The organism is Mesorhizobium sp. WSM3626, from assembly GCF_000513935.1.
Classification (GTDB): Bacteria; Pseudomonadota; Alphaproteobacteria; order Rhizobiales; family Rhizobiaceae; genus Mesorhizobium; species Mesorhizobium salmacidum.
The window spans coordinates 1-10,724 of the sequence record NZ_AZUY01000081.1; the positions used below are offsets into that span (position 1 = coordinate 1).

Consider the following 10,724-nt stretch of genomic DNA (forward strand, 5'->3'; position numbering starts at 1 on the left):
GATGGGATCGTGGCAGCACGTCGTGAGGCCATGGAAGGCCTGATCGACTTGGCCAGAGAATCCCTGAAGGATCTCGACGGCCAGCAATTGTTCATTCAGGTCCGGGATGAGAAGGGCAAAAAACTGGCGAGGCTGAGCCTTTCCCTTCAAATGCAGCCAAATGCAGCCGAGGACGGATGATCTAACCGATCCGGGTGTTACCGCCGGCATGATTCAAGGAGTTTTCTGTACTGGCCTGGTGGTCCGTAATCCAATCATGGAGACTGCGAGAGAAGGTTCGCGGCACAATGAGGTCGCATGCGGTCTCGCCGGTACGCAGCAAGAGCACTGGTACATGGTGGAAGGATGTCTGCACGGCCCGGCCCGGAGCGGCGGCCGGCGCATGCCAGTCGACGGCCATGCAGGTTGAGAGAACGCTCGAGATATCGAGCCCGGCCAGGCCGAACCGCACGCGACCTTCGCCAAGACAAACCGAACAGCCGAGATCCGGATCGATCGCGAGAGTCGGCGCCCGCGTCCCGTCGTCGAGCGCCAGCCACAGGCGGCGAGGTGCAATGCGGATGACGAGAAGGCTCTGGTGGCGAACCGTCTCTCCGACCGAGGCGGGAAGTTTTGCACCGAGCGACGCCGAAAGGCTCGATTCGAATTGGCTCAGCGTTCCGTCCCAGCCTTCGACCTGGATGAGCGGGCAATCGGCCACGGAAAGGGTGAAATCCGAGCTAGCCACGCAGCCGTTCTCCTTGCGGATCGAGAAATATCGGCGAGACGACGCGGGCTCGCACGGTTTCGGCCTTCATGGGATAGACGGCCACGACCTCGCTTCCCTCGGTCGCGAGGTCGCCGGCAAGCAGCGCCAGCCCGATATAGCGGTCACGTTCGGGGCTGAAGGTGACGGAGGTGACGCGCCCCCACCCATGACCGGTTGCTTTCTCGCCCGGCCGGAACAGGACGGAGCCACCGCGCAGCCGCTTTCCGTCCTCCATGCATTCCAGTCCGACCAGGCGTTGCCGGTCATGCGCGAGCAGGGCAGGGCGCCGCCGCAGCACATCGCCGACAAAGCCGCTGCGCTTGCCGACCATACGGCCAAGGCCGAGATCGTCGAGCGTCGTGCGCCCATCGATTTCAGGTCCCGCGACATGGCCTTTCTCGACACGCAGCGCACCGAGCGCCTCGATGCCGTAGGGCTTCAACTCCAGCGGTCCGCCCGCTTCGAGCAAGCAGCTCCAGAGCTGTTCACCGGCGGTTGCGCCGACATAGATTTCATAGGCGCGCTCGCCGGAATAGCTGAGACGCAGGATACGCAGCGCGCGGCCTCGCCATTCGCCCTCGTACGAGCCCATATGCGGCAGCGCTTCGTTGGAAACGTCGAGCGACGGAAACGCCGCCGCAAGGATCGCACGAGCCTCCGGTCCAGCGATCGACATTGCCGCCCATTCGTCGCTCACCGAGGAAACCGAGACGCGCAGTTCCGGCCATGCGGTATCCAGCAGGAATTCCAGCCGCGACAGCACGTCGGCGGCCCTGGCGGTCGACGTGGTCATGAAGAACCGGCTTTCCGCCAGCCGCGTCGTGGTGCCGTCGTCGAAGACAATGCCATCGTCGCGCAGCATGACGCCGTACCGGGCGCGGCCGACCTTAAGCTTGGCGAAGCCGTTGGCGTAGATCCGGTCGAGGAACGTTGCGGCGTCAGGGCCCTGGACGTCGATCTTGCCCAGGGTAGAGATGTCCATCAAGCCGGCAGCCTGGCGCACATGCCGCATTTCGGCGACATAGGCTTCGTTCACGTCGGCCCCGGACCGCCTATAGAACCAGGGCCGCATCCACAGACCGACGTCAAGCATCTCCGCGCCGTTCGCCAAATGCCAGTCATGCATCGGCGTGCGGCGGAACGGCTTGAAATGGTGGCCGGTGGCGCGACCGGCGAGCGCGCCGATGGCGACCGGCGTGAAGGGCGGGCGAAAGGTCGTGGTGCCGGTCTCGGGGATTGTTGCGCCGCGCAAAGCGGCCATCGCGGACAGCCCCGGAAAATTGCTGGTCTTGCCTTGGTCGGTCCCCATACCGAGCGTCGTGTATCGCTTCAGATGCTCGATCGACTCATAGCCTTCGCGGTGGGCGAGTTCGATGTCCTTTGTCGTCACATCCATCTGGAAATCGACGAACGCTTTTCCGCCTTGGGCGCACGGGACTTCGCGAAACGGGGTCGTGACGGTTTCGCCAAGATCGAGCTTCGAAGGAGCTGGTACTGGCGCCGACTTGCCACAGAAGGATGCCGCTTCGATGCCAGCACGATGGCCGTCCTCGTTAGCATCGGCGGTCGCATGGAGTCCCATCATCGCGCCGGCGCCGAACTGGTTGGCCGGAAACGCACCTGGCACAAAGCCGCCGATGTCTTCGCGATATCGAGGCTTGACGCCCAGATGCGAAGCGAGGTGCACGGTCGGCGACCAGCCGCCGGACACGCAGACCAGATCGCAGGCAGCCTCGAATCGGCCGTCCGGTCCTTTGAGCGTTGCGCGCTTCACGCAATGGCCTCCGCGCAGGTCGAGAATGCGTGTTGCGGTCCGCACCGCGACTCCGAGGCGTGTGGCCTCCACGGCAAGCGCCGGAGGGATAGTGGTGCGCCGGTCTGATATCGTCACCTCCGCGCCGGCCTCGGCGAGGTCGAAGGCCGTGCGCCAAGCGCCGTCATTGGTGGTGGCGACGATAACTTTCCTGCCCGGCAGAACAGCGAAACGGTTGAGATATATTCGGGCGGCGGAGGCAAGCATGACGCCGGGCAGGTCGTTGTTCGGGAACACCATCGGACGCTCGATGGCGCCGGTGGCGAAAACGACCGAGCGGGCGCGAAGCATGGTGACTATCTGCCGAGCTTGCCCCGAATACGGCGGACGGTCTTGGTTGCGTTGTTCGATCAGGCCTATGACATTGCCGTCGTAGATGCCGAAAGCGCTGGTCCGCTTCATCAACGTGACGGTTTCGAAGCTCTCCAGTTCGGCTTCGACCTGGCCCAGCCATGAGGCGGCTACGCCGTCGGACTGTTCGGCCAGAAGCTGGCCGCCGAGAAGGAAATCCTGCTCGATCAGCACGACCCGTGCGCCGGCCGCGGCGGCGGCGCGCGCCGCCGATAGTCCTGCCGGACCGGCGCCGATGATTGCAACATCGGCAAAGGCATGACGAACCTCATAGCGATCGGGATCCGGCTCGGTACCGGCCCGGCCCAGACCCGCCGCCCTGCGGATGAAATGCTCGTAGATCTTCCAGGAACGCCGCGTCGGACCCATGAAGGTTTTGTAGTAGAAGCCGGCCGAAAGGAACGGCGCGAACAGACCGTTGGCGCTCTGCACGTCGAAGGCGAGCGACGGCCAGCGGTTCTGGCTTTCCGCGGCCATGCCGTCGCCAAGTTCCAGCATCGTTGCCGGCAGGTTCGGCTCGCGCCTGCCGCCAGTTCCGAGCGTGACCAGCGCGTTCGGCTCCTCCGGCCCGGCGGAAAGAATGCCGCGCGGACGATGATATTTGAAGCTGCGCCCGACCAGGGTGACGCCGTTGGCGAGCAATGCGGATGCAAGCGTGTCGCCGCGATATCCGGCTAGTCCTTTGCCGTCGAAGCTGAATTCGATGGAATGGGAGCGATCGATGCGGCCGCCCTCTGGCAGCCGCTTGTTCCGAGCATTCATGCTTGCGACGTCCTGGCGAAGGCGACCGAAGAAATGACGTGGTTGCGCGTGTCGCGCTCGACCACCAGCCACTGGCGGCAGCCGGTCACGTGCTGCCAGAATTCGCGATGAAGGCCCGCCGGGTTTTTCCGGATATAGACATAGGCATACCAGGCCTCCGGGTCGGGATCGTCATGCGCCGGACGCCTGACGGAAGCATCGCCGCCATAGCGGAATTCGTCATGGTCACGCGGACCACAGCACGGGCATTCGAAGCGCAGCATTTTCTTCCAGCCTCCTATTGCAGCCAGGCGGAGGGGCCAGCGCCGGCCTCGTCCAGCGTGCGGCCAGTCCGGAAGCGGTCGAGCCCGTAGGCAGCGACCAAGGGATGCGGCTTGCCGGTGGCGATGGTATGGGCGAAGCACCAGCCAGAAGCCGGCGTCGCCTTGAAGCCGCCATAGCACCAGCCGCCGTTGAGATAGAGGCCGTCGATCGACGTTGGGCAGATGATCGGACTGGCATCGGGTGTCATGTCCATGACGCCGCCCCAATGACGCAGCAGACGGATGCGCGAGATGCAAGGCATCAGTGCGATCGCCGCCTCCGCCACTTCGCGCACGACGCCGAGATTGCCGCGCTGGGCGTAGGAATTGTAGCCATCGAGATTGCCGCCGAAGACCAACCCGCCCTTGTCCGACTGGCTGACGTAGAAATGATCGGCGCCATAGGCGACGACATGGTCGACCAGTGGCTTCAGCGGTTCGGTGACGAAGGCCTGCAGGACATGGCTTTCTATCGGCAGTTCAAGGCCGGCCTTGGCGCCGAGCGTGGATGTATGGCCGGCGACGGCGAGCCCGACCTTGCCTGCTCCGATCCGCCCTTTCGTCGTTTCGACGCCGACGATCCCGTTGCCATCGCGGATAAAGTCCGTCACTTCGCAATTCTGGATGATGTCGACGCCATGGCCATCGGCGGCGCGCGCATAGCCCCAGGCTACGGCGTCATGGCGCGCCGTGCCCGCGCGGCCCTGGAAGATGGCGCCATGGATCGGGAAGCGGGCCGTGTCGGAAAAATCGAGATAGGGCACCAGCCGACGCACGTCGTCGCGATCGAGAATATCGGCGTCGATGCCGTTCAGACGCATGATGTTCGCGCGGTGGCTGAAGCCGTCGAGCTGGTCGGCTGAATGCGCGGTGACGAGTTGGCCGCGCTGCGAGAACATGACGTTGAAGTTCAGCGCCCGCGACATGCCCTCCCAGAGCTTCATCGAGAATTCGTAGAACTGGGTGTTGCCGTCGAGCAGGTAGTTGGAGCGGATGACGGTGGTGTTGCGGCCGACATTGCCGCCGCCGATATAACCCTTCTCCAGGACGGCGACATTGCGGACGCCGTGGTTTTCGGCGAGATAGAATGCGGTGGCGAGGCCGTGTCCGCCACCGCCGACGACGATCACGTCGTAAGACGGTTTGGGCTCCGCCGCCCGCCAGGCGCGCTGCCAGTTCTTCTGGCCGGACAGCGCATTGCGGAAAATCGAGAATGCCGAATAGGGTGCCATGCGCGCGGCCTACCGAACGATCGGGCCGGTCGGAGTGCGGGTCAGCACTTCGGCGCCCGCATCGGTCAAAAGCACAGTGTTGGAGATGAAGTCGTCACCACTCCCCGTGCCCATCAGCCAGGACAGGATGTGGAAGCTCATCCCCGTCTCGATTTCGAGATCAGAATCGTGCCGGAGCCCGGTCACCGAATTGCCGCCGGTCCATGATGGCGGCTGGCCGGCACCGACGAGATAGCCGCAGTGATGGCGGCGATAGTGGGAAAGCCCGGCGTCGTCGGCGACAGCCTGCCAGGCGGCATAGACGTCGCGCGCCTTGGCCCCCGGACGCAGCGCCTTGACGACCGCGTCGAACGCCCTGGCGGTCACTTCGGCCATCCTGGCGTCCTCGTCGCTGATGTGGCCGATACGGACAAGCCGGCCGAGCGGTGCGTGGTAGCGCGAAATGCAGCCGGACAGTTCGACGAAGACCGGTTCGCCCTTGCGGTAGATACCGTCGCCCCAAGTCGTGTGCTCTTCGCCCAGTCGCGCTGCCGGGCGGATGAAAGGGCCAAAGCCTGGCGCATGGCCGCCGGCGCGGATCATCGCCGAAACACATTGGGCGGCGACCTCCTGTTCGGCGGCGCCGTCCGAAATCGCCGCGATCGCGGCTCCGGCGGCGGCGTCGGTCACTTTTGCGGCCAGCCGCATCAGGGCTTGTTCCTCGGCGCTCTTCACCCGCCGCATCCTGTCGACCAGGCCGGAAACGTCGCTCCACTTGGCATCGACTTGCGTCTGCAAGGCCACGGCAAGCCCATGACTCAAGCCCGCCGTCCAGTATTCAAGGCCGAGCCGCTTGCCGGAGAGGCCGAGTTCCGCCAACACACGCGCGGCAAGATCAGCCGCTGTTTCGCTATCGGAATGGCCGCGGAATTCCGCCGCCGTCACCTGCTTCTCGATTGTCACCCTTTCCATCGAACGGGTGACGAGGACAGGTTTTCCCTGGAGCGGCACGATCAGCAGGTGAGGGGCGAAATAGCCCCAGTGGTCGAGCCCGGTAAGATAGAAGACGTTCTCCGGCGAAGCGAAGACAGCGGCGTCGAGTTCGCGCTCGGCCAGGACTTTGCGGATCCTTGCGAGGCGGCCGGCGATTTCGGTTTCGGAGAAGGGATTGCGGTCCATCGGGCATCCTCATGCGTGCTGTTGCCGGCTTTGTCGCCGTCATGGTCTTTCGGCAGGTCCGGCTTCCCCCCGCCGCGATTACTCCGGTTGCGTGAATGTTCCCGCGTTCGTCACGCCTGCCTTCTGCTGTCGTCCTACTGAGTTGGCCAAATTTGCCTAAATTGTGCACATCTCGACGGAAGCTTGGCTTGTATTCGGCCAAGTTTCGCAGAATTCCCTGTCTTTGCTTGCACAATCTCTAAGGCAGTTGTATACGTCTGGTCAAGCGCGTTTCAGCCTCGAAGAAGGTCGTTGCGCTGGGAACCATCATCGGTAGTTCAACGGGAGAAAAGCATGTTCAAATCATCGATATCGCGTCGTGTCGTGGTCAAGGCGGCCGCCTGTCTTGCACTTGCCGCAACGTCACTGGCGTCGTTGCCCGCCCATGCGGAGACCACCCTCGAACGGGCCAAGAAGGACGGCTACATCCGCGTCGGCTTCGCCAACGAGGCACCGTTCGGTTTCGCCACGCCCGACGGCAAGCTGACCGGCGAGGCGCCGGAAGTCGCCAAGGCGGTGCTCGCCAAGATGGGCATCCCGCAGGTCGACGGCGTACTGACCGAATTCGGCTCGCTCATCCCGGGTCTCAAGGCTGGTCGCTTCGACATCATCGCGGCCGGCATGTTCATCAACTCCAAGCGCTGTGCCGAGATCAATTTCTCCGAGCCGTCCTATGGTATTGGCCAGGCCATGCTGGTGGCCAAAGGCAACCCCAAGGGCGTGAAGGACTATTCCAGCATCAAGGACAATCCGGATCTCAAGCTGGCTGTGATGGCCGGCGCCGTCGAAGGCGGCTATGCCAAGGACGCCGGCGTCGCCGCCGGGCAGATCGTCGCTTTGCCCGACCAGTCCAGCCTGGTCGCCGCAGTCCAGTCGGGCCGCGCCGACGCTGCCGCGCTGACTGCGCTTTCGATCGCCGACATGGCCAAGAAGGCCGACGGCGTGGAATCGACCAAGCCATTCGGCGAGGTGGCCGGCAAATCGGTGAAAGGCCATGGCGGTTTCGGCTTCCGCAAGGAAGACACCGATCTGCAGGAAGCCTTCAATGCCGAGCTGAAGAAATTCCTCGGCTCACCTGAGCATCTCGCCCTGGTTGAGCCGCTGGGCTTCGGCAAGGACTACCTGCCGAACAAGACCACCGCGGATCTCTGCGCCGGGAAATAGGGTTCCCAACTGCTGGGCGGCGCGAAGGCGCCGCCTCTTTTTTGGAGGCGCAGATGGGAATTGGCACGCTTGTGGCGATGCTGGCGGCTGCTCTCGCGGTCATCGGTGTCCTGGCGACCCAGCAGGCCTACAGCCTTTTTCTGCCCGGCCTGCTGCAAGGGGCGGTTCTGACAATCGAGATCGCCATCCTTGGCAGCCTGCTCGCGGTTATCATGGGTGTGCTTGCCGCGCTCGCCCGGCTCTATGGCCCGGCGCCGCTCAGATGGTTGGCAACTGTCTATGTCGAGATCTTTCGCGGCACCTCGGCGCTGGTGCAACTCTTCTGGCTGTTTTTCGTGCTGCCACAATTCGGCGTCACGCTCAATGCGTTTCTGGTGGCGGTTGTTGCGCTCGGCCTGAACGTCGGTGCCTACGGATCGGAGGTGGTGCGCGGCGCGATCCTGTCTGTCGCTCGCGGCCAGTGGGAGGCATGCACGGCGTTGAATATGAGCCGTGCCCAGATGCTGCGGCGAGTGATCCTGCCGCAAGCCGTCGTCGCCATGATACCGCCCTGGGGTAATCTGTTCATCGAGCTTCTCAAGTCGACGTCGCTGGTCTCGCTGATCACCCTGGCGGATCTCGCCTTCAAGGCGCAACAGATGAACCAGAATACGTTCAAGACCATTCCGATCTTCACCCTCGTCCTGCTGATGTATCTCGTGATGTCGCTGGTCCTCACGATCGGTATGCGGCTTCTCGAAAGACGCGCATCGGCCGGTTTGGCGCGGGGGAAGGCAGCATGATCTGGGACTGGAGCTTCACCCTCGAAATCCTGCCGGTGCTGGCGCACGCGGCAATCGTCTCCGTCGAGGCGACGCTGATCGGCTTCGTTCTGGCCGCCACCCTCGGCCTGGTGCTGGCGGTTGTGCGCATAGCCGTGCCATGGACCGGTTGGACGATTTCGGTGCTGGTCGAGCTGATCCGTTCGACACCGCTGCTCATCCAGATATTCTTCATCTACTTCGTCTTCCCGAAGTTTGGCCTGGTGCTCGATGCCTTCACCGCCGGGGTGCTTGCCATTGGCATCCACTACGCCGCCTATTGCTCCGAGGTTTATCGCGCCGGTTTCGACAACATCCATCGAGGCCAGTGGGAGGCCTCGATCGCGCTCAATCTTTCGGCTTGGACGACGTTTCGCGACATTATCATTCCGCAGGCGATCCCGCCGATCGTTCCGGCTCTTGGCAATTACCTCGTCGCCCTGTTCAAGGAGACGCCGCTGCTCTCCGCGATCGCCGTGATGGAGCTGATGCAGACCGCCAAGATCATCGGCTCCGACACCTTCCGCTACACCGAGCCGATAACGCTGGTCGGCCTGTTCTTCCTTGCCATGAGCCTGGTTTCAGCCGCGCTCATCCGCGCTCTCGAACGCCTGCTCAACCGGAGGACCATGCGATGACCGAACAACCGATGGTCCGTTTCGAAAATGTCTCGAAACGCTACGGCGCGCTGACCGTTCTCGACGAGCTCAATCTTGAAATCGCGCGTGGCGAAAAAGTCTCCGTCATCGGCCCGTCCGGCTCCGGCAAGACGACCGTGCTGCGCATGCTGATGACGCTGGAGACGATCAACGATGGCGTCATCTGGGTCGAGGGCGAGCCGCTGACCCACATGAAGAAGAACGGCAAACTCGTGCCTGCCGACCTTGCCCATATTCGCCGCATCAGGGCGAAGATCGGTATGGTGTTCCAGTCCTTCAATCTCTTCCCGCATATGACGGCAATGGCCAACTGCATCGAGGCGCCGATGACGGTGCTCGGCATGAAGCGGACGGAAGCAGAAGCACGGGCGGCCGAGCTTCTCGACCTGGTCGGGCTATCCCAGAAGAAGGACCACTACCCGTCTCAGTTGTCTGGTGGTCAGCAGCAGCGCGTGGCTATCGCCAGGGCGCTGGCCATGCGGCCCAAGATCATGCTGTTCGACGAGGTAACCTCGGCGCTCGACCCGGAGCTTGTCGGCGAAGTGCTGCAGGTGATAAGGCAGATCGGTCGCGAGCACGATCTGACCATGCTGATGGTCACCCATCAGATGGGCTTCGCCAAGGAATTTTCCGATCGCGTCTGCTTCTTCTACCAAGGCAAGATCTGCGAGCAGGGGCCGCCAGGCGAACTGTTCGGAGCGCCAAAGAATGAACGAACACGGCAGTTCCTGCACGCTGTCCTGGAGGCTGGATGACGCTTGAGACGGATGCCGCGCCCATGGTAGCAGCCGACCCGCAGCCGCGCCCGCTTTCGGCACGCGAGCGGTTCGAGCGCATCTACCGCATCTTGCGCGACCGCATCTGTCTGCTCGACTATGCACCGGGAAGCCATCTTTCCGAGGAAGAGCTGGCTCAGGAATTCGAGATCAGCCGGACACCGGTTCGACGTGTGCTGGCGCGCCTCGAATCCGAGGGTCTCGTCCAATCCGTCCACGGCGTCGGCACGATCGTCACCGATGTCGATATCGAGGAATTGCAGCAGGTTTATCACCTGAGGCTGGAACTGGCGCTCCTCGTCGGCAAGCTTTCGCCGATCCCGCGCACAGCGGAGGATCTCGATCGGATTCGAGCGCTCATCACGCGCTGTGATTCCGATATTCTCAACCCCGACCAGCGCGCCTTCCTTCGCCTTAACATGGATTTCTTCTACGAACTTACCGCGATGACTGGCAATCAGCCACTGCGCGAGATCAGCGAGCGCCTGTATTTTCAGGTGGCGCGGGTCGTTCTGAAGATGATGCCGCAATTGGGTCTTGTCGAAGAATTCACTGCCTTCCGCCGGGAGATGGAGGAAGTCCTTGCCGCGGCGGAAATCGGAGATTGGGAATCGATCGGCCACATAAGGCGCGCTCATATCTCGATGAGCTTTCGCCGCATGATGCGCCATGTCGGTGAGGCCACCGCTTCAGACAGCGCCAAGTGATCCGCTCATTGATCAGCGATCGATCTCGCCGAACACGATGTCGAGGGATCCGATGATCGCGGCGACATCGGCGATCATGTGAACCCTGGATAGGACAGCTGCGGAACCAGCATTGCTGCGGGGCGATGCGATTACCCTAGGGCGTAGTGACGATTTAACGGGTTGGGATTCCCAAGGAAGGGCAAATCAGATTCAACGCTGATTTTTGGAGGT

Annotated in this window: 11 protein-coding genes and 1 pseudogene; 6 read left to right on the plus strand and 6 right to left on the minus strand. The window is 63.0% G+C overall.

What is annotated here, in order from left to right; translation table 11 throughout:
* Nucleotides 1-180, plus strand: a 180-nt coding sequence (locus tag M653_RS1000000137475) for a hypothetical protein (protein WP_027146707.1), incomplete at its 5' end; no start/stop codon positions are given.
* A 1-nt stretch (nt 181) separates the two neighbouring features.
* On the opposite strand, the gene M653_RS01000000134085 is transcribed toward M653_RS1000000137475, so the two are convergent.
* Genes M653_RS01000000134085 through M653_RS0130640 form a run of 5 tightly spaced genes read right to left on the minus strand, consistent with a single transcriptional unit; the run spans nt 182 to nt 6,366 of the window.
* Nucleotides 182-727 carry a sarcosine oxidase subunit gamma family protein gene (locus M653_RS01000000134085; protein ID WP_051442889.1) on the minus strand — a complete coding sequence of 182 codons (546 nt, stop codon included), beginning with the start codon at nt 725-727 and terminating at the stop codon, nt 182-184.
* Nucleotides 720-3,674: a sarcosine oxidase subunit alpha family protein gene (locus tag M653_RS0130625; protein WP_027146708.1), complete on the minus strand. Its 2,955-nt coding sequence runs from the start codon at nt 3,672-3,674 to the stop codon at nt 720-722. Before M653_RS0130625 ends, M653_RS01000000134085 begins: the two co-directional genes overlap by 8 nt.
* Nucleotides 3,671-3,937: a sarcosine oxidase subunit delta gene (locus M653_RS0130630; protein ID WP_027146709.1), complete on the minus strand. Its 267-nt coding sequence runs from the start codon at nt 3,935-3,937 to the stop codon at nt 3,671-3,673. The genes M653_RS0130625 and M653_RS0130630 overlap by 4 nt, the downstream gene beginning before the upstream one ends.
* A 14-nt stretch (nt 3,938-3,951) precedes the next feature.
* Nucleotides 3,952-5,208, minus strand: a complete 1,257-nt coding sequence (locus M653_RS0130635; protein WP_027146710.1) for a sarcosine oxidase subunit beta family protein — start codon at nt 5,206-5,208, stop codon at nt 3,952-3,954.
* Nucleotides 5,209-5,217: 9 nt separating this feature from the next.
* Nucleotides 5,218-6,366, minus strand: a complete 1,149-nt coding sequence (locus tag M653_RS0130640) for a Xaa-Pro peptidase family protein (RefSeq protein ID WP_027146711.1) — start codon at nt 6,364-6,366, stop codon at nt 5,218-5,220.
* 333 nt (nt 6,367-6,699) lie between these two features.
* Between M653_RS0130640 and ehuB the strand changes: the two genes are divergently transcribed.
* The 5 genes from ehuB to M653_RS0130665 are packed head-to-tail and all read left to right on the plus strand — an operon-like array spanning nt 6,700 to nt 10,511.
* Nucleotides 6,700-7,569 carry an ectoine/hydroxyectoine ABC transporter substrate-binding protein EhuB gene (ehuB, locus tag M653_RS0130645; RefSeq protein WP_027146712.1) on the plus strand — a complete coding sequence of 290 codons (870 nt, stop codon included), beginning with the start codon at nt 6,700-6,702 and terminating at the stop codon, nt 7,567-7,569.
* 53 nt (nt 7,570-7,622) lie between these two features.
* Nucleotides 7,623-8,351: an ectoine/hydroxyectoine ABC transporter permease subunit EhuC gene (gene ehuC, locus M653_RS0130650; protein ID WP_032936524.1), complete on the plus strand. Its 729-nt coding sequence runs from the start codon at nt 7,623-7,625 to the stop codon at nt 8,349-8,351.
* On the plus strand, nt 8,348-9,007 hold the full coding sequence (gene ehuD / locus M653_RS0130655) for an ectoine/hydroxyectoine ABC transporter permease subunit EhuD (protein ID WP_027146714.1): 660 nt from the start codon (nt 8,348-8,350) through the stop codon (nt 9,005-9,007). The genes ehuC and ehuD overlap by 4 nt, the downstream gene beginning before the upstream one ends.
* Complete coding sequence (ehuA, locus tag M653_RS0130660) at nt 9,004-9,783, plus strand: ectoine/hydroxyectoine ABC transporter ATP-binding protein EhuA (RefSeq protein ID WP_027146715.1); 780 nt, start codon at nt 9,004-9,006, stop codon at nt 9,781-9,783. The genes ehuD and ehuA overlap by 4 nt, the downstream gene beginning before the upstream one ends.
* Entirely contained in the window at nt 9,780-10,511 is a 732-nt protein-coding gene (locus M653_RS0130665; RefSeq protein WP_027146716.1) for a GntR family transcriptional regulator, read from the plus strand. The genes ehuA and M653_RS0130665 overlap by 4 nt, the downstream gene beginning before the upstream one ends.
* 12 nt (nt 10,512-10,523) lie before the next feature.
* Here M653_RS0130665 and M653_RS1000000138185 read toward each other — a convergent pair.
* Nucleotides 10,524-10,652, minus strand: a pseudogene (locus tag M653_RS1000000138185) (hypothetical protein); the annotation flags it as partial.
* Nucleotides 10,653-10,724 lie beyond the last annotated feature (72 nt).

Coding starts and splice junctions, on each gene's coding strand:
- M653_RS0130625 (WP_027146708.1), bottom strand. CDS start 3,674: ATGAATGCTCGGAACAAGCGGCTGCCAGAGGGCGGCCGCATCGATCGC.
- M653_RS0130630 (WP_027146709.1), bottom strand. CDS start 3,937: ATGCTGCGCTTCGAATGCCCGTGCTGTGGTCCGCGTGACCATGACGAA.
- M653_RS0130635 (WP_027146710.1), bottom strand. CDS start 5,208: ATGGCACCCTATTCGGCATTCTCGATTTTCCGCAATGCGCTGTCCGGC.
- M653_RS0130640 (WP_027146711.1), bottom strand. CDS start 6,366: ATGGACCGCAATCCCTTCTCCGAAACCGAAATCGCCGGCCGCCTCGCA.
- ehuB (WP_027146712.1), top strand. CDS start 6,700: ATGTTCAAATCATCGATATCGCGTCGTGTCGTGGTCAAGGCGGCCGCC.
- ehuC (WP_032936524.1), top strand. CDS start 7,623: ATGGGAATTGGCACGCTTGTGGCGATGCTGGCGGCTGCTCTCGCGGTC.
- ehuD (WP_027146714.1), top strand. CDS start 8,348: ATGATCTGGGACTGGAGCTTCACCCTCGAAATCCTGCCGGTGCTGGCG.
- ehuA (WP_027146715.1), top strand. CDS start 9,004: ATGACCGAACAACCGATGGTCCGTTTCGAAAATGTCTCGAAACGCTAC.
- M653_RS0130665 (WP_027146716.1), top strand. CDS start 9,780: ATGACGCTTGAGACGGATGCCGCGCCCATGGTAGCAGCCGACCCGCAG.